Annotated in this window: 19 protein-coding genes; 2 read left to right on the top strand and 17 right to left on the bottom strand. The window is 37.6% G+C overall.

The window, feature by feature from the left end; all coding sequences use genetic code 11:
* Window positions 1-83 precede the first annotated feature (83 nt).
* From C7K43_RS11910 to C7K43_RS11860, 9 genes are all read right to left on the bottom strand, one after another.
* Window positions 84-869, bottom strand: a complete 786-nt coding sequence (locus C7K43_RS11910; protein WP_264371079.1) for a PTS system mannose/fructose/sorbose family transporter subunit IID — start codon at window positions 867-869, stop codon at window positions 84-86.
* 38 nt (window positions 870-907) lie between these two features.
* Window positions 908-1,732, bottom strand: coding sequence for a PTS mannose/fructose/sorbose/N-acetylgalactosamine transporter subunit IIC (locus tag C7K43_RS11905; protein WP_124007030.1), 825 nt, complete (start codon window positions 1,730-1,732; stop codon window positions 908-910).
* Window position 1,733: 1 nt separating this feature from the next.
* Window positions 1,734-2,234, bottom strand: a complete 501-nt coding sequence (locus tag C7K43_RS11900) for a PTS sugar transporter subunit IIB (RefSeq protein WP_124007029.1) — start codon at window positions 2,232-2,234, stop codon at window positions 1,734-1,736.
* A 16-nt stretch (window positions 2,235-2,250) separates the two neighbouring features.
* On the bottom strand, window positions 2,251-2,670 hold the full coding sequence (locus C7K43_RS11895) for a PTS sugar transporter subunit IIA (RefSeq protein WP_124007028.1): 420 nt from the start codon (window positions 2,668-2,670) through the stop codon (window positions 2,251-2,253).
* Window positions 2,671-2,693: 23 nt separating this feature from the next.
* Window positions 2,694-3,551, bottom strand: coding sequence for a class II fructose-bisphosphate aldolase (locus tag C7K43_RS11890; RefSeq protein WP_124007027.1), 858 nt, complete (start codon window positions 3,549-3,551; stop codon window positions 2,694-2,696).
* 295 nt (window positions 3,552-3,846) lie between these two features.
* Window positions 3,847-4,203, bottom strand: a complete 357-nt coding sequence (locus C7K43_RS11885) for a group II intron maturase-specific domain-containing protein (RefSeq protein ID WP_124007220.1) — start codon at window positions 4,201-4,203, stop codon at window positions 3,847-3,849.
* Between the two features lie 53 nt (window positions 4,204-4,256).
* A complete protein-coding gene (ltrA, locus tag C7K43_RS11880; protein ID WP_124005095.1) occupies window positions 4,257-5,117 on the bottom strand; it encodes a group II intron reverse transcriptase/maturase in 861 nt (286 codons plus the stop codon).
* A gap of 615 nt (window positions 5,118-5,732) precedes the next feature.
* The gene (locus C7K43_RS11865; RefSeq protein ID WP_124007026.1) at window positions 5,733-6,293 is read right to left on the bottom strand and encodes a chromate transporter; all 561 of its coding nucleotides are present in this window, start codon (window positions 6,291-6,293) and stop codon (window positions 5,733-5,735) included.
* A complete protein-coding gene (locus C7K43_RS11860; RefSeq protein ID WP_124007025.1) occupies window positions 6,290-6,865 on the bottom strand; it encodes a chromate transporter in 576 nt (191 codons plus the stop codon). The genes C7K43_RS11865 and C7K43_RS11860 overlap by 4 nt, the downstream gene beginning before the upstream one ends.
* A gap of 127 nt (window positions 6,866-6,992) precedes the next feature.
* On the opposite strand from C7K43_RS11860, the gene C7K43_RS11855 reads away from it, so the two are divergent.
* Complete coding sequence (locus C7K43_RS11855; protein ID WP_124007024.1) at window positions 6,993-7,868, top strand: LysR family transcriptional regulator; 876 nt, start codon at window positions 6,993-6,995, stop codon at window positions 7,866-7,868.
* 67 nt (window positions 7,869-7,935) lie between these two features.
* On the opposite strand, the gene C7K43_RS11850 is transcribed toward C7K43_RS11855, so the two are convergent.
* The 5 genes from C7K43_RS11850 to C7K43_RS11830 form a co-directional block, all read right to left on the bottom strand.
* Entirely contained in the window at window positions 7,936-8,760 is an 825-nt protein-coding gene (locus tag C7K43_RS11850; protein WP_124007023.1) for a MetQ/NlpA family ABC transporter substrate-binding protein, read from the bottom strand.
* Window positions 8,761-8,762: 2 nt separating this feature from the next.
* The gene (emtB, locus tag C7K43_RS11845) at window positions 8,763-9,443 is read right to left on the bottom strand and encodes a metal ABC transporter permease EmtB (protein WP_124007022.1); all 681 of its coding nucleotides are present in this window, start codon (window positions 9,441-9,443) and stop codon (window positions 8,763-8,765) included.
* Window positions 9,440-10,162, bottom strand: coding sequence for an ATP-binding cassette domain-containing protein (locus C7K43_RS11840; protein ID WP_124007021.1), 723 nt, complete (start codon window positions 10,160-10,162; stop codon window positions 9,440-9,442). Before C7K43_RS11840 ends, emtB begins: the two co-directional genes overlap by 4 nt.
* Before the next feature lie 27 nt (window positions 10,163-10,189).
* Window positions 10,190-11,206, bottom strand: coding sequence for a lipoate--protein ligase (locus tag C7K43_RS11835; RefSeq protein WP_124007020.1), 1,017 nt, complete (start codon window positions 11,204-11,206; stop codon window positions 10,190-10,192).
* Window positions 11,207-11,535: 329 nt separating this feature from the next.
* Window positions 11,536-12,858, bottom strand: a complete 1,323-nt coding sequence (locus C7K43_RS11830) for an IS1380 family transposase (RefSeq protein WP_124007019.1) — start codon at window positions 12,856-12,858, stop codon at window positions 11,536-11,538.
* Between the two features lie 405 nt (window positions 12,859-13,263).
* Between C7K43_RS11830 and C7K43_RS11825 the strand changes: the two genes are divergently transcribed.
* On the top strand, window positions 13,264-14,502 hold the full coding sequence (locus C7K43_RS11825) for a mechanosensitive ion channel (protein WP_124007018.1): 1,239 nt from the start codon (window positions 13,264-13,266) through the stop codon (window positions 14,500-14,502).
* A gap of 459 nt (window positions 14,503-14,961) precedes the next feature.
* Here the strand turns inward: C7K43_RS11825 and C7K43_RS11820 are convergent, their stop codons facing one another.
* Genes C7K43_RS11820 through C7K43_RS11810 form a run of 3 tightly spaced genes read right to left on the bottom strand, consistent with a single transcriptional unit; the run spans window position 14,962 to window position 18,921 of the window.
* Window positions 14,962-16,524, bottom strand: coding sequence for a hydantoinase/oxoprolinase N-terminal domain-containing protein (locus C7K43_RS11820; protein ID WP_124007017.1), 1,563 nt, complete (start codon window positions 16,522-16,524; stop codon window positions 14,962-14,964).
* Complete coding sequence (locus C7K43_RS11815; RefSeq protein WP_124007016.1) at window positions 16,524-17,618, bottom strand: DUF917 domain-containing protein; 1,095 nt, start codon at window positions 17,616-17,618, stop codon at window positions 16,524-16,526. The genes C7K43_RS11820 and C7K43_RS11815 overlap by 1 nt, the downstream gene beginning before the upstream one ends.
* Before the next feature lie 34 nt (window positions 17,619-17,652).
* Window positions 17,653-18,921, bottom strand: a complete 1,269-nt coding sequence (locus C7K43_RS11810) for a cytosine permease (protein WP_124007015.1) — start codon at window positions 18,919-18,921, stop codon at window positions 17,653-17,655.
* Window positions 18,922-18,933 lie beyond the last annotated feature (12 nt).

Genomic DNA, 18,933 nt, shown 5'->3' with positions numbered 1-18,933 from the left:
TCCCAGTTTTTTAAATACAGACAACAACGGGTAATTTTATTATACTATAATAAAAACTGGGAGGTTGATAATTTAAAAACTAGTCACGCGATTCCTATAACAGAAAAAAAAATACCAAATACAACAACTAAAGCAATAAGTAGTGCAAAGTTCATCTTTTTCTTTGATAATAAGTAAAAGCAGAATAAAGTAAAACAAATAGGAACAATCCCAACAAAAATTTGATCTAAAATGTCTTGCAATACCAGCGTTTGATCCCCGCCTAAGCTGAATTCCAAACTAGTTTCAAAGGTAACTGAGTCTGCTGTCATCCCCCCAATCATAATTAACCCTAAAATACTTGCTGCTTTGGTTAAAAGACCCATTAACCCTGATGAATATAGACTTTCAATGTATTTTGCGCCTACCGTATATCCTAATTTTGTAAGATACCATCTAGTAGCTATAGAAGGAACATTATATATGATGAGAAAAATTATGGGAGCTAATGGATTTCCTTGTTCACCAAAAGTCATAGCTATTCCAGCAGCTACCACACGTAAAACTCCCCAAAAAAGTGTATCTCCAATTCCTGAAAAAGGCCCCATTAAACTAGCTTTTACCGTATTGATTGATTCAGCGTTGAAATAATCTTTCTCGCTATTTTCTTTTTCCATGGAGGCCGCCAAGCCCATAATAAATGTTCCTACATTTTGTGTAGCATTATACCAAGTAATGTGTCGTGTTAATGCAGAAATCTTTTCATTTTTCTCTTTGTAAAATTTATTTATGAAAGGAATTAGGGCATAGCAAAAACCGCTACCACCTTGTTTTGCATAATTAAACGGCGCAAATACTGTAAATGAACGGAAGAAGATTTGTTTTAACATTTTTCTTTCTTCTTTTGAGATTTCAACCTCTTTGTTTGTCATGATAAAAAGTCCTCCTCTTCATCAGTTTGATCATTATCACCAATAGATGAATTGTTAGCTTGATTCTTAATATCTAACATATCTTTATCAATCATGGCTTGAGCAAACGCTACTATTAGCCCTAAAGTGGCGACTGCGATTAATGGTAATTCTAAATAAGCAACTGCTAAAAATCCAAGAAGATAGAACAATGCTAGCTTTCCGGACCAAACCATTTTTAATAGCATAGCGAAACCGACTGCTGGTAATAAACCTGCTACTACTCCTAACCCTTCTGTTATAAAATCTGGTAAATTATTGACAAAATTAGTAACCGGAGTAGCACCTGCAAAAATTGCTATAAATATAACAGCTGAAAAAAGCAAATATTTTAATAACCAGACACCAAAATGTAAACCTACTATTTTTTTATCATTTCCTTCTGCGGCAGCCTTGTCCCATAGAGGGCCGAACGCTGCACATAATATATTCACGCCTATTTCTAATAACCCACCTAACAAACCAAGTGGGACGGCTAATGCTAATGCAAATTGCTCGCCCCCTCCGCTTAGTATAGAAAAAGCTACAGCTAATGTAGTTCCAAAGGAAGGGTTTAATGACACAGCTCCACCAACGTTAATCGCTCCTATAAAAAGCGCTTGTAGAGATGCTCCTAAGATAAGTCCTGTTTGTAGATCTCCCAATAAAAGTCCAACAAATGGCCCAACAACAATGGGTTGATCCGCCATATTTTGACCAATCAACCAATTTCCTCCAAAACAAATAAAATAAGCAATAGCGCATAAAAACGCAGCTGAAAGTGTTGTCATAACAATATTCAACCTATCCTTTCTTTATTAGATCTTTAAGCTTCCTTGCCGAATTATCTGGTATAATTTGATGGACAACGTCAATTTTAGGATCCTCTAATAAACTATCTAAGGCTCTTTTTTCATTTACACTAAGTAAAATTGAGGAACCTATTGAAATTTTGTCATCTGTTGGAATACCGTCAAAGCGTCCAACATTAGCGATGTTCACTCTCTCAATTAACGTAGGCAAATTATCAACTAGCTTTTTTGCATCTACTATATTATTTACAATTATCATTAGATCTGCTGTTTGCGCTTTAGGGTTTTCAAAAAAACTTAAGGTGTCTTCCACAGAACGGATTAACGCTTTTACATTTGTAGGTACAGCCATTTTTAAAGACATTTGTTGTGTCTTATCATCATTAGCTGCATCATTGGTAACAATAATACGATTAACTCCAAGCGCCTTTGGCCATGTCAATGCAATTTGGCCATGAATTAAACGATCATCTACACGTAATTCCTTAATCATCTCATAATCCTCCTCGTTATAAAAAGCTCTCCTCGTCTTCTGCTATGCTTTCAAAACTATCTACTTCTACTACCTGTAGTTCTTTGCGACAATTCTCAACCAATTGTTTAACTGCTTCTTTGGTTAAACTTTGATTATATAAAATAATTTCTAATAGTATCGGTAAATTAAATCCAGTTATCAGAAAAAATTCAAAGTTGTTTTTATAAGTAAATATTTTTTGGTTCACACTTCCTCCAAACAAATCTGTGAATATAACATATTCGTCTTCTGTATTATAATACTCAAAGAATTGATCAATTTTTTGAGTATAATCTGTCTCATCTACATAAGCATCAATAATAGAAATATCAGATTGATTTCCTATTAAAAAAGTGGCACTATTCAAAGCTCCAGATGCTAAAGTGCTATGCGTTGCGATAAGTATTTTTCTCATTGAAAATCTCCTTACTAGAATTTTTACGCTTTATTCGATGAACCAAATATTTGTATTTTTTCAGCAATATTATTTTTTACTAATTCGATTGTCTTGGCATCTACATCGAATAAAAATGCATCACTGTTACTATTTAAGTAATTTCTCAATCCATTTGTAACTTCAAAAGACATTGTGGAGTAATAGTTAATTTTTGTAATTCCGTTGGCTACTGATTGTTGATATTCTTCATTACTAAGTCCTGACCCACCGTGCATAACCAATGGCATATCAGTACAATTTTGGATTGCTTTAATACGCTCATAATTTAGATTAGGTTCCTTTTTATACAAACCATGCACTGTACCAAAAGCTATCGCTAAAGCGTCTATTTTTGTTTTTTGTACAAATTCCTTAGCTTCTTGAACGCTGGTATACGTATCATCCATTGTATTATAATCTAAAGAACCGCTACCATCTTCGGCGTTCATAACACCTAATTCTGCTTCAACTGAAATGCCTAAGGATTGAGCAATTTTAACTATTTCTTTAGTGTTTTGTATATTTTCCTCAAAAGGTTTTAATGATGCATCCACCATTACAGAAGTAAAACCTAATTTAATTGCTCTTATAATGGTATTAAAATTTTCTCCATGATCTAAGTGCACGCATATTGGGACGCAAGCGCGCGTTGCCAAATCTAAATACATATTAGCAGCTTGCTCTAACGATATATATTTACTATGACTTTCAGCAAATTGTAAAATAATTGGTGATTTTTCCTGTTCTGCAGCTTCTACAATACCTCGAGCTGTATTTAAGTCCGTTGCGTTAAACGCCCCTACCGCATACTTTCCTTCTTTTGCTTTAGACAATACCGTTGCTAAATTTACTAATGTCATCTTCTTCTTCCTTTCCAAATTTTTTAACTACAAATTAAGTATATATCAACAATGTAAGCCATTCCATAATTGGCAAACAAGTTGAAAAATGCGCAATTTATTTGAATAAAAATGAAACATTTTGAGCAAAACAAAGTAATTGTTTACCCATTTCATTAATTTTATAATTACCAGTTTATTTTTTTATAATCATAGTTGTAAGCTAATCGAGTAGGAGATGAATGATTATTTCATTCATCGTCCTCTCACACCACCGTACGTACGGTTCCGTATACGGCGGTTCAATAATTTAAGCTTATTTCTCAAGGATTTCATTGAAATCCTTGAGTTTCCATTGTTTGAATTTTTCTTTCGTAAAGATTCGGTGGAGTAGTTTAGACTCGGAAATACGCCAATACGATTTTCGACTATTTGCATAAGTCATGGCTTCTCTGTGAGAAGCCCCTCTTGCTTTCAGTTGTCGATATTTTGTTGACACTTTCTTCCATCTTTTCCAAATAAGGGCGCGCAATCTTCTACGTAAGTGGGTCATTTGTTTCGCTAAGAAAGCCTTTAGTTCCCCTTTCTTATAATAGTTAATCCAACCTTGCGTATATTGATTGATCGATGAGATAATTTCGTCTAGGCTTCCCGATCTTTTCCGATTGGTCAGTTTCTTTAACTGTCTCTTGAACTTTTGTTTGGCCGACGCTGTGGGCCGGCTCTTTACTTTCCCTTATCTTTCCTCAGACGGAATCCGAGGTATTCCAATTGATGCGCCTTTACAATTTGGCTCTTCTCTTGGTTTACCGTGAGTCGTAACTTTCCTTCCAGGAACTGGGTGACACTTTCTTGAACCCTTTGGGCGGCTCGTTCACTTTGTACTAGCACGATAAAATCGTCGGCGTAGCGGATAAAACGATGCCCTCTCTTTTCGAGTTCCTTATCTAGTTGGTCAAGATAGACGTTGGCTAAAAGTGGAGATAAGGGGCTGCCCTGTTGGGCTCCTTGAGGTGTAGAACGGATAATTTCCCCGTCTAGTACGCCCGCATTGAGAAAATTCCAGATTAATTGAAGGATTTCTTTATCAGCGATATACCATTGCATACGATGCATTAGTTTCTGATGATTGATGGTGTCGAAATAACTTTTTAAGTCACAATCCACGACCACATTGTAGCCTTCTTCATAATATTTTCCTGCTTGATCGATTGCCTGTTGGCAATTCTTTCCAGGTCTAAATCCATAACTGTTTTTAGAAAAGGTCGGGTCGATCAAAGGGGTAATGACTTGTAAAATCATCTGTTGTACCACGCGGTCTCGTACGACAGGAATACTCAACTTTCGTTTCTTGCCGTCTTTCTTATCAATCTCTACCCGTTTGGTGGGCTGAGGACGATAAGTCCCTTCTTTCAGTTTTTGAACAAAAGGTTGTCGGTATTTGTTTAGATGTTCCTTGATTTCAAATACGGTCATCTCATCGATGCCTGGTGCTCCTTTGTTCTTCTTTACTTTCTCGATGGCTCGATCAATATTCATCGAACTTACGAGTTCGTCCATTAATGGATAGCCACTTTGGTTCTTCATTTGATTGTCGTGCTCCCTTACGCGCTCCTCATTTCCTCTTTTGCTTCCAGCTTATCCCTCCATGAGTGAGCTACCTCTCGGTCTTTACCACGGTATTGGCTGCGGTCCTGGTGAGCACATCCACCTCCTTGTTTACTTCAAAGTTATTATTGTTCAGTCCTTCGTATCGTAAGATACTACTATGACCTCGGCTGACTTCTATCGATTCGTTGTTACTACGATTGATTGCATTCGCTCGATAGACCTCCTCGGGTAAGGCGCGATCACCTTCCACTCATCTCACTGCTTCATTTACTGGATAGGATTCGGGCAGTATCGGACTTTGCTTTGTTTTGCAAGCTCATCCGTCCCAATCCAGCCTTCTTATGAAGTTCCTGTTCGTCAGTGCGAGTGTTTGCCTCCAGCTTCCTTCAGATTCCACCTCGCGATGGACACCCTTGCTTTTGGCTAACAGTTCCTACTGCCAAGCCTGTAGTGGACTTTCACCACCAAGTTATCGCCCATGCCGAGCGCACAAAAAATGGATTTCCAGCAATAATATTTGCTGGAAATCCATTTATATCTACTATTTTTCTTATTTCTTTTCACCATATTTTAGTACTTCCAATGGTTAACTTAATACATAATCAAACCCGCAATTCCTGTTAGAACCATGACTAGAATGGGATTTAATTTATACTTTCTCAATAAAAACAAAGAAACAGAAAATAGGATGACAGCGCCTATATTTAGGGTGAAATTTCTAACATCAAGCGATGAGGCTCCTACAACAACGATTAAAATAATTGTTGAGGCTGCAGAAGCAATCAGTCCCACAGAACTAGCCCTTAGCCCCTTTAAAACATTAGCGACACTATCTATATTTTTATATTTCTTAAAAAATTTATATAAAGCAATAGAAAAAAACGTTCCTGACAAAATACTTCCCATTGTAGCTGCAATAGCTCCTGGCACTCCCGCTAGCCGCATACCTACAAAAGAAGCTGTATTAACAACTAAAGGGCCTGGCGTCATTTGCGAAATGGTAATGATATCCGTATATTCTTGGATTGTCAGCCAGTTATAGGCACTTACGACTTGCTCTTGTATCAACGGTATAATGGCATAGCCGCCGCCAATACTGAATAAACCAATCTGTAAAAATACAATAAATAGCATAAGAACATGTCTACTCAATCAAAAGTCCCTCCCCTTCTACTTTTTATATAGGTTTGGATGACGCATAAAACCGCACAAGTAGGTATAATAACTAACACATGAATGTCAAAAACAAAATTAGCTATAAATACCAAAGGTGGCATTAAGGTAAGTAAAAAGTTTTTTTCTCTTAAAATGGTTTGTCCCATGTCAATCACTAAATCGACAATGGTCGCTGCAACGCCAGCTTCCATCCCTTTTAGGATGACAGAAATGATTCGATTATCACGAAATGCTTGGTAGAAGAGTGATACCAAGGAAATAATTACTATAGGAGGCAGGATGGTCCCAACACAGCTAATGATCGCCCCGGTAAGTCCAGCGATGCGATAACCAACTAACACTGCAATATTAACAGCAATCGCCCCTGGCGTTGATTGGGCGATGGCAGCCATATCCATTAGATCTTGCTCACTAATTAATTCTAGGTTATTAACGAAGTATTTGCGCATCATCGGAATAGCAATATAGCCTCCTCCGAAAGTAAAAGCACTGACAGAAAATGTAATTCTAAACAATAAAAAATATACTTTCAATTTTTGCAAATTCATAATAAAAAATGTTCCTCCAAGTAGCTCTTTTTCAATACGATCTATTATATACTGTTGTGTTATATAAATTAAATAGTTATATTGTATATAACACATAACCAAATAGTTATGGATTAGAGGTGATAGGATGAACATAAGACATTTGCGGATTTTCAAAACGGTTTGCGAAGAGGAAAGTATTACAAAAGCAGCAGAAAAGTTATTTATGACCCAACCAGCCGTTTCAAAGGCGATTCATGAATTGGAAGATACACTTAATATTTCTTTATTTGACCGAATATCAAGAAAAATTTACTTAAATGAAACGGGGAAGCTATTTTTGCCAAAAGTAATAACGTTGCTGGATCTATATGATAATTTAGAGCAAGATGTGCAAGCGTTAGAAACTGCCGCTACCATTAATATTGGTTCAAGTATAACAATTGCAAATTTTATCTTGCCACAAGCAATTGTAGTCTTTGAAAGGACTCATCAAAAGACACCTACCAAAGTGATTGTTGCAAATGCCAAAAAAATAGAAGAGATGGTATATAACAACGAATTAGATTTAGGTCTGGTGGAAGGCGTCATTTCTAACGATGAATTAGTAAACATCCCTTTTTCCTCTTATCAATTAGCGGTCATCTGTTCACCGGAACATCCATTTGCTTTTAAAGAAATGATTGATATCAATCATTTAACGCAAGAGCGATTGCTACTTAGGGAAAAAGGAAGCGCGATTCGCGATGTTTTTGACAGTGCATTATTGCTACACAATTTAAGAGTCAGTCCAGAATGGACAAGCATAAATTCTCAAGCTCTTATTCGTGCAGTAAAACAAAACATTGGAATCAGTGTATTGCCTAAAATTTTGATAGAAGAAGAAATTGCTAAAGGTGAGCTCGTTGAAATAAAAGTAAATCATTTTGAACTTTTGAATGTCAATCATATTATTTTTCATAAAGACAAATTTCAAACCAATAGCTTTAAAGCATTAATAGAAAGTATCAAGAATAAAACCTAAAAAAGCCAAATAGATCAATACATCTACTTGGCTTTTTTAGGCTATTTAAATTGAGAGCACCTACACTCTAAAATGATGGAATCAATGTATCACTATGTTCATCTTCTAAAAATGAACGGACTCTATCGCTTGTCATTGCTTTTTCTAATGCTTTAATTTTTCCTGAATCTTTATTATCTTCTCTAGCTACCAATTGGATAGAAAAACGTGAATCAACATCGTCTTCTAAGAAAAGAGCATCCGTAGGTTTTAAGCCAATTTTTTCAATGTATGTAGGGTAATCATACACTAAAGAAACGTCTGGTTCACTGTAAGCTTCTGCTAGGTTCAATAGATCAACAGACATCCATTCGAAGTCTTTCGGGTTTTCTTCCACATCTTTTAAAGTACCGTTTTTCCCTGCGCCCTCTTTAAGCTTGATTAACCCTTGCTCTTCTAAGATCGCTAAAGCACGGCCTTCGTTAGATACATCATTGGGGATGGCTACTGTGGTTCCATCAGGAATTTCATCGATTTCATCATAGTCTTCTGAATAAAAGCCAACTTTGGCATCATAAATCGGTTGAATATCAACTAAATTCGTATCATTTTCTTCATTGTAATCTTCCATAAATGGTTTATGTTGGGCAAAACTAGCGTCTGCTTCTTCACTTGAAACCATATCATTATAAGCAACATTATCATTGACTTGGACCATTTCAATATCCCAGCCATCTTCTTCAGCTTCTTCTGCCGCAACTTCAACGACATCGGTCATAGGCGGTGCTTGCGCAGCTACCTTGATAACTTTATCTTCCGCAGAAGCATCACTGCTGTTTTCATCCCCACTACCACAAGCTGTTAATCCAATTAGCGCTGCAAAACCTAACAAAACTGTTCCCATCTTTTTCATTTTTAATCTACCTGCTTTCTTTTATCTAATTTTTGTGCGAGCATATTGCCCGCCATTTGAATCACAAATACAATCACAATCATGACAACAATCGCAAAATACATAATTCCCGTCTGATAGCTTTGATAACCATAACGAATGGCAAAATCACCAACACCACCACCGCCAACGATTCCCATAACGGTAGAATAAGAGACAATACTAACCAGTGCCGTGGTATAACCTAAAACGATTCCGCTCCTAGCTTCCACTAATAAGAAATGCCAAATATATTGCCAGGTTGTCGTTCCCAAAGATTCTGCTAATAAACGAATTTCTTCAGGCACATCTAAGAGAACTTGCTCCACTTGGCGGGCAAAGATCGCAATAGCTACAATGCTCAAAGGAAAACTTGCTGGGTACGGCCCAAAAGCTTGCCCTACGATAAAACGGGTAACAGGAATTAACGAAACCACAAAGAGTAAATAAGGAAATGAACGGACTAAAGTAATAAAAAAGTTCAAAACCCAATAATTAACCGCTTTACTCCCTCTGACTTTAGGATTCGATAAAAACAACCCTATCCCTAAAGGAAGACCTAAAATAAGGGCAGCTCCCATTGAAATCCCCATCATAATGCCCGTTTGTTTTAAGGAAAGAAAGAATTCCGGAAGATAATATTGAATATTTTCAATAAGCGTCACCTAGCCAGCCTCCTTTGCACAGTTTCTAAATAGCTAGAATCATTCATCTGGATATCTACAGGCTGATTTTCCACTTCACCTAAAAGCTTTCCCGCTTCCATTACTAGAACACGTTGGCAAAGTTTTTTAACTGTTTCCAGTTCATGACTCACAAAAAAGATCGTAATACCAAATTCCTGATGTGTTTTTTGCAAAAGTCGAACCACTTCATCGGTATTTTGCTCATCTAGCGAACTGGTTGCTTCATCACATAATAAAACATCTGGCTGTCTTACCAACGCACGGGCGAGTGCCACCCGTTGTTTTTCTCCTCCGGAAAGTTGCGCTGGATAACTTTGACTTTTATGCGCCATTCCAACAAATGTTAACAGTTCATCTACCCAGGCGTCCTTTTTTTGTTTCACCATTTTTAGCGGTAGAGCTACATTCTCTTTGACAGTCAGGTTATTCAGCAAATTATATTGTTGAAACACCATTCCGATGTTTTGCTTTTGTTTACGTGTTTCGTTTTTAGACAATTCCTTACTATCTCGATTTTCAATGACCACTTCACCTGAAGTTGGCACTTCTAAAAGGTTCAATAAACGCAATAGCGTCGACTTACCCGAGCCACTTTTGCCGACCACGCCCACAATTTCTCCATTTTCAACAGAAAAAGAAATATCAGTTAACGCTTCAGTTGATGGGTAAGTTTTAAATACATGATTAAGTGTATACATATTTTCCTCCTGTGTGACTGGTATTGATTATTTCATCAATAAGTCTAATAATGCTTGATTGGAAAAATTAAAAATATACTCTGAAACATCAACCGTATCCAAGGCTTCTTTGATCATTTCATATTTATAAACGGTTCCTACTAATAAATTCTCCAGACCTTCAATATCTTTTACCCCGAAAAAGTCGCCAAAAAATTGAATGGCTGAAATCTTGCCTTTTTCAGTAGATAAATGAACATCGACAATACCCACGTCAGCTACTCGCGTCCGTTGATTAAATTCAAAATTAGGCGCTGCTCCATAAACCCAATCATCATTGGCGTAACGTTCGTCTACTAATTTTTGAATGCCTCGACGATCTTCATCGGTTAGTTCTAATTTTTTGTCTGCAATTTCTGCTAGACTATCTACCTGATAAACATGACAAATTAATTCATCTCGAAATTCTTCGATCGTATCTGTTTGAAATTGTTGATCTAAATAGGGCTTAACATTTGTTACGCTTTTAGGCACCGATCGCGTAGCTTTGGAAGCTACTTTTTCTTTAGAAACCGTTAACACCTTATCCAAAACCGTTAAATCAACGTCATACATCAAAGTCCCGTGGGAATACGTCCGGCCTTTTTTACTGTACATCGCATTACCAGAAAATTTCTTATCGCCAATATATAAATCATTCCGGCCACCTGCTGCTGCCTTTATAGCTCCCATACTACGTAGCGCTTTTAAAATGGGCGTAGTTACGCCTCGATAATCGCCAAAAGTGGTATCTCCTTTTTTGGTCACGAAACTAAAACTAATATTTCCTAAATCATCATAAACAGCGCCCCCGCCTGAAACGCGACGAGTTAATACAATTTGGTGTTCGCGCAAATAATTTAAATCAATTTCTTCATAAGCGTTCTGATTCCGACCAATAATAATACAAGGTTTTTGAATATATAACAGTAGTAAAGGTTCTGTTACATCTGTCGTATCCATCAAATATTCCTCTGTTGCTAAATTACGCCGGATGTCATCGCTTTCCATTACATAATAACGCATCCTTATCAACCTTTCATTTCCTTTGATTTTATATAGTTTCTTATCGTCTCTTTAAAAGAGAAATATAGCAAATAAAATGCTCAAAAAACTGTACCTATTTTTTAATAATACTGTATCACTCTTTAAAATACAACCTGAATGATTTCTAAAAATTTGTGGATAACTAATCGGGCCGGTCAACAGGGTTGTTGTTCGTGTTATTTTCTATTTTTACTGTCGATTTTGAGCCAAGTACAGGAAAGAACTACTGTAGAACGCTAAAAAAGGATAAAGGTCTTCCTAGAAGGTGGAAAATACGCTTTTTATAAGGAAAGAGTGAAGAGAATAAGTTAAAGATTCAAGCGCTGAATTCGCATAAGGACTTCCCAAAAAAGCGTGTTATAAACGTTGGTACTAGAAAGGTGAATTTGAATTTTTCGCGCATGTTCCGTGACTCTTCCTGCGATATGGAAGAGTTGAAAGCGGATCGTGTCAATCACTGTGGCCTTTTTTGCTTGCGGAAATGTCAACTGTTTCATCAAATGGATGATATTATAAGCAATAAAGCTCAGGGCCAAACGAGCCTTGTTTGCTAAAAAGGAATGACTATCCGTTTTATCAGCGAAAAAGCCGGTTTTCATTTCTTTGATGAAATTTTCCATATTCCCTCGTTTTTGATAAAGCTGGAAAATCGTTTGGGGAGAAAGGTCAGCGAAATCGGTCACGACAAACTGAAATTCTGAAAAAAGGAAGTATCCTCCTTTTCTAGTGGCTTTCATAGCGACGGTCCGCGGTCGATCCCAAGAGTTTGCTTGATAATGGATCTTAAAGTATTGCTGTTCTGTCTTCGTATAATTCGTCCCATTGGTATATTGGACTTGATGTTGGGCTTGATCGATCAAACGGGCATTATTTTTGAGCTTGATTACATAATGCACCCCTCGTTGTTCGCATTGTTCATAGATTTCCGGTTTGGCAAAACCGCTGTCGCCACGGACCAACAAAAGCGGGTCTTCTGAACGTTGTTGATAACGATCCAGCATTTCCACCAGATATTCTTCGGCATGGGTCGAGGTATAAGATTTCCCATGACGATGACGAACATCTAACGCCAAACCCGTTAATCCTTCGAAAGCGACAAACGGATGGTAGCCATTGATGCCATAATGGTAAATAAATTCGGCTTCTTCTTGTTGCCCATAAGTGGTACAAGAGGTCGAATCCAGATCAAGAACAAAATGTTGGCTGTTTTGATGATCCATGCCGAAATCCGCCAGCTTTTTGGCTAGCTGTGATAGCTGGGCCACATTTTCTTCGGTTAAGGTATGAAGCAAGGTAGACATCATGGATTGCGAGCTGAGTTGTTTTTGTTTTAATGCTTCTTGAAAAAGACGGTCATATTGGAGCGTATTGGCGTCTCGGTCTCGTGAATAGCCAGCGATCAATTGATAGAGCCATTGTTTTAATACCTCCAACCATTCATGCCGGACAAAACAACGAGGATCCGGGATATGAACGTATTGGGCTAATAGTTGGTCAAAATGAATTTGTTTTAAAAATTCAGCGACCAAGACGATCCCCGCGTCATTGGTTAAATTTCCCCCATCGTTAGCGACCGAGATTTCTTTTTGGGCATTGAATGTGAGCGATTTTTGTTGTAAAGTGAAAGACATAAGAACGCACTCCTTTTGTGTTAATTGTTGTTTTTATCGACTTTACAATAACACAGAGTGCGTTTTTTTTGTACACCCAGAAGGTACGGAAACAGTTTTTTTAGAAAAAAGATCACGCCAAGGTTTAAACGGACCTTGGAAAAATTTAGAAATCATTCAGGTACAATAAGAAAAGCACAATTTATCACTTTTAGGTTAAAAGGGATGTTTTTCTCGTGACGCATTTATTTTGATTGAAAATACCAGCCGTTTTTCAGTGTTTCCTTTTTAAACGTCAATTTTTCTTTCCTAGAATTTAACTTAAAAAAACCCTAGTTGCAGAATGCATAATTTTTGAGCATTTTTTCCTGATACGTTATCATTAAAATAGGCAACAAATAATACACATTAAAAAGGAGTGGAAAAATGGATACTGGTATTACTGCTTTAGACAATTTACTAGCATCGCTTCCAGCAATTGTTGCTGGGATTGTATTACTGATAGTCGCATGGATTGTTGCTTCTATCTTGAAAAACATTTTAGCAAAAGGACTTAAAAAGATTGGCTTTAGTCGGCTACTCACAAAATGGGGAATGGCAAAATCAGAAGAAAACGCCAATTCAGCCATTGATAGCTTAGCCAAAGTCGTCTATTACATCGTTTGGCTAGTCTTCTTACCAGGTATATTTGAAAGTTTTGGTGTACCTGCAATCGGACGTCCAATCCAAACAATGTTAGACACAGCGCTAGCTTACTTGCCTAATATCTTTGGCGCTATCATTATTTTAGTTATTGGTACTGTTGTTGCTCGTTTCGTACGTGGTTTGGTTTATAACTTGTCAGTAGCTGCGAACATCGATTCATATGTAGCGAAATTTTTAGGTACAAGTAAAGAAGATCATGAAGTTGAAGAGAAAAAAGATACTTTAGCTTCTGCTTTAGGTGGAATTGTTTATTTCTTAATTATTATTCCTATTGCTTTGATTGCTTTGGAAACTTTGAATATCAACACGATCGCTGAACCTATTAGTTCAGTTCTAAATACGATCTTATCTGCTATCCCACACATCGTGGTTGCAGCAGTACTACTGGGCGTTGGCTTAGTCCTTGCTAAGTTCTCTGGTCAAGTATTACGAGACTTACTAAAAGGTACTGGCATCAACAAATATTCTAAAGTCATTGAAGACAATACAAATATGTCATTTGACTTAGCAAAATTGTCCGGACAAATCGTATCTTTTGTTGTTGGTTTATTGTTCTTTGTTGAAGCATTGAATGCACTACAATTAGACATTCTAAATATGGTAGGTGCAGCAATTATCGCTTATATTCCTAACTTAATTATTGCAGCAATCATTTTAGTTGCTGTATTTGTAGGTGGCGAATTTATTGGAAATGCTGTTAACAAAGCGACTAAAAGTGGCTTAGCTGGTACGATCATTAAATTTGCACTCATCATCTTTGGTGTATTTATGGCATTAGAACAATTGAATTTTGCAACTGCCATCGTTCAACAAGCATTTGTATTGATCATGGGTGCAGCAGCTGTTGCATTTGCTATCGCCTTTGGTATTGGCGGTCGCGACTTTGCTAAAAGACAATTAGATAAAGCCGATCAAAAAATTGATTCTGAAAAAGAAAAATCAAACCATAATGATGAATAGCTCTCTTTTAAAGCGTTCGAAAATGATTGATTAAAAAAAAGCACAACCTTTAGGAAATTACCTGAAGGTTGTGCCTTTTTATTGCTAGAGAAATACTCACACAATCCTCTACTCATTATTCTATTATTGAGCTTTTCAGATAATACTTTTCGTTTCTTTTATCCGAAGCTTCTATCTCGGATAAAAGTTTTTTATTTCTTTATCCGTGATTTTCTTTTCGGATAAAAGAATGCAGAACTTGTATCCGTTATTTGCTATTTTAAAGTATTTTATAGCGTTTCAACCGCTTTTTCGGATAAAACTTTAGCTATTTACTCTCTGTTATGGCATTTTCGAATAAAAGTTTTTTATTTCTTTATTCGTCATTCTAATCACGGATAATGTTTTCCTGTTTCTTTATCCGTTACTAATCAAAAAAGACACTTCCGTTTAAGAAGTGTCTTTCATTTGACTATTTAGCTAATTTTGTACTAAATCTCCCACAACTTTTACCCGTAGTCGTGTTGCATTATCCGGATGATAAGCCAATGGAATCTCTTCTACTTCAACCAGTTCAATCGATTCTTTAATCGCTCCAGCTTTTACTGCTTGTTCATCCGCTTTTATTCGAGCATCTTCTAACGCCTTTTCTCGAGCAATCTGTGAGTAAATATAAATTTGCTCATATTGCCCTCCAATTTGAGAAATTGAAGCGCCAATAGCATTGGCGACGGCTCCTTTTTCATCGCGAAAAATCTCTTTTACGCCCTTTAACTCTTGCGGGATAATCACACTGCCCCCGCCCACAAGGATCAAGGTTACATCACCCGCGCTTGTTTTCATCCGATCAATCGCTTCTTCTGTCATTGTGCCAATCTTGACGTAAGCTTTTTCAGCAAAAGTACGATCGATGTGGGCCACATTTTCTGGTTCGCCAATCTCAATTTTTCCTAAACGAACCGCAATATCAGTAGCAGTTAAAGTATCTCCGCCAAAAACCATAGCTTTATCTACCAATTGATAGCCCACACTATCTGGGCCAATAGTCACATTGTTATCTGCTGTTTGTCGCACAATGGAACCGCCACCTAAGCCAATCGATACGATGTCAGGCATCCGAAAATTCGTACGAACGCCACCAACGTCGACCGCAACAGAAGATTCCCGAGGAAAACCATCGGCGATAACACCTATATCAGAAGTGGTTCCACCTACATCCAATACGATAGCATCTTCTAAACTAGCTAAATAAGAAGCGCCACGAATGCTGTTAGTTGGACCGCACGCAATAGTTAAAATTGGAAATTCCCGTGCGTAATCAATCGACATCAGCGTTCCGTCATTTTGACATAAATAAACTTCAGCATCTGTGACCCCTTCTTGTAGCAGAGCCTTTTCAAAACCATCACTTGTCGCACGCATGACTTTAAATAAAGCGGCGTTCAAAATGGTGGCATTCTCTCTTTCAATCAAACCCACAGACCCAATCGTAGAGGATAAAGAAACAGGTACTTGTTCACCTAATATTTCTTGCGCCAATTCTCGTACATAAAATTCTTGTTCATTTTTCAAAGAAGAAAATACACCGATCACAGCAATCGACTCAATTTTTCCTTTCCAACTCGTTAAAATATCACGGATTTCTTGTTCATCAAAAGTGGAAAGATCTCTTCCGTCAAATTCATAACCACCATGGGCAAAAGCGTAGGTCTGAGACAGTTGTTGTACGATTTCATCAGGCCAAGCAGTAAAAGGAGCGACTGAAGCTGTTGCCGGATAACCTAAACGAAGCACACCTACTTTAGCTAATTTTTTTCGTTCTACAATAGCATTTGTACATTGAGTTGTCCCCAGCATAGCATGAGTTACCGCATTTTTATTAATCTTTGATTCTTTGAGCACTAAATGCAATGCTTGAAAAATACCACTTTCAATGTCTTCGGTTGTAGGATACTTAACACTGTGAATCAGTTTTAAGTTTTCATCTAAAATAACAGCATCGGTATTCGTTCCGCCGACATCAATTCCGATTTTATATTCCATTATTGGCCTCGCTCCTTTCGCACTAATTCTTCCACAGGGACATAATCATATTCATAACCGAAATAACGTGGCCCCACGGTTTCAATTCCTTTAGAACTACGCCATTGTTCATTACATGGCAAGGCAAGTAAACGCACACGTTTGCCATATTTTAAGCTTTCTGTGGTAACAGGTGTTAAAGTTTCTAGATCGACTAAGCAGATCAGATCCGGCGTTAACACTAAAGGTTGTTGATTTTTTAAGGCGATCAAATTTTCATTTTGGATATAGACATCCACTTCTTCTCCAGAATAATCAGCCAAACCTTCGATAATCACTTTGCCTCGATTAAAGCCGCCTTTTGTACCTCTCAACACATCGACAATTTTTCCTGTGAATAAATCAAAGCCGCCCGTAATATCCAATACTTTTTGTAATTTCACTTGATTGTCCAGTTCTTTAGAACGAATAATACGTCCCAACTTTTCTGAAAGAGAAACAATACCGGCTATCCCAGATCGTTTGAGTTCTGTCCCTGAGGAAGGATAGTTACTAATCAAAGTACTCGCTCCCATTTCAACCGTAGCCGTCCGTGCTAGTCGTTCAGCCCAGACATTATCAACTGTTTCAATAATACCAATATTCCCTTTTTCATCCGTGATTGCCATGGGCGTAGACGAGGCACCATTTAAATGAAAAGTCACCATTTGAAGCTCAGGAAAAGCACGGCCCATCCCATCACAGTCAATCAAAGGTAATCCTAACTGAGCTGCTACAATGATAGGAATCATTGAATTCACCCCGCCAGCTTCCATCGGAAAAACACCTTTAATTTCTTTACCTAGATATTTTTCCAATTTTTGAAACACGCGGACAAATTCGTCGCCTTTAGGAAATTTTTCCACCAAAACGCTAGGAGCACCCATCATAGCAGCGGGTGCATACATTGCATTTTCGTCGACTTCCTCAGGAGAAATTAAAGTAGCAGGCCCGTATTCGTTAATCGCTGAAAGAGCCATCATTTTGCCGATATACGGATCACCGCCACCTCCTGTTCCTAGCAGTGCTGCGCCAACCGCAATATTTTCAATTGCTTCAGCATCGATCTTATGCATAACTTTTCCTCCATTACTTTTAAGTTTATATTGCTCAATCATCTATATTTTCTCTCACCGCTTTTTTATCTGTAAATTTGTACCCTATATAATAGATAGCAAATGAAATGACAACGCCGATCAGTGGTTGATTGATTAATTGGGGTGCATTAGGGAAAAATTCTAAAATAACTGGCAAGGCAGCAATTGCAGCACCAATAAACCAAGAAAGCACACCTAACCAATTAAAATTAGGAACTTTTTGCCAGCTAGCAGGGTCTCCCTTTTGAATAATCCAATAAGAAGCGATCATCACGCCTGCAACAGGCGGAATCATTGCAGATAATACATTCATAATTGGAACAAAATAATCTAAAATACCAATCGCAGCAAGAACCGTTCCTATCCCACCAGCAACAGCTACTGCAATCGTTTCTTTTTCTTTTGACACATTAAAAACATTCACAATCGCAATCCCACCGGAAAAAGCATTCACCGCGTTGGTTGTCCAAGTAGCCAAAAGCATAGCGATCACACCAATCACAGGAAAACCCAGTTGAGTAAATACCGAAATAATATCTGCCGTATCTGAAGTAACACCAAATATGGCACCCGCTGCGATCATCAAAAGACCTGCAGGTAAAACACCAATGAATGAAGCCTTAGCAACTCCCGAGCGCTTTCTAACGTATTGCGAGTAATCACCTGCAATAATCGCTCCTAATGCAAAAGAACCAATCGTAACAGAGACACCCGTGAGAAAAGGCATATGTGTGTCGGGTTGATAGTTAGTAATAGCTGTCCACCCCCCACCGGAAACAGATACAACGATAGCGTAAAAAATAACAACTAATAGAAAAGGAACAGCAATATAATTCAACCAACTAAGCAACTTAATACCAAAAATAGCTGATAACAACATTACGATCCCCCAAAATAAGCTGGAAATCCATACCGGTAATGTGAAATTATATAATGCTAAAAATTGCGAGAATGCTACACCAGCTACGTTTGCTTGTAGACCAAACCAACCTAGACAAGAAATAGCTAAAATAATAGCAATAACTTTTTTGGCGCCTTGTTCACCAAAAACTTGGGAGGCAACTTGTACGGTTGGCCGTCTTAAATCCGAACTTTGAATGCCTTGGAAAATCATGCCGATAACAATGATGCCATAACCTACTAAGGCTGTTAAAACAGCGGTCCAAAATGACATACCGGCAATTAACGTGCCGCCAAGTAATAATCCTGGCACACTGATCATTGAACCAATCCAGATAAACGCTAGACTTTGCCAAGACTGTTCTGTTTTTCCATCTTTCATAAAAAAATCCCT

The sequence above is a fragment of the Tetragenococcus koreensis genome, from assembly GCF_003795145.1.
GTDB classification, from domain to species: Bacteria; Bacillota; Bacilli; order Lactobacillales; family Enterococcaceae; genus Tetragenococcus; species Tetragenococcus koreensis.
Note: the sequence above shows the minus strand (reverse complement) of the source record. Positions and strands in the feature narration are given on the sequence as shown.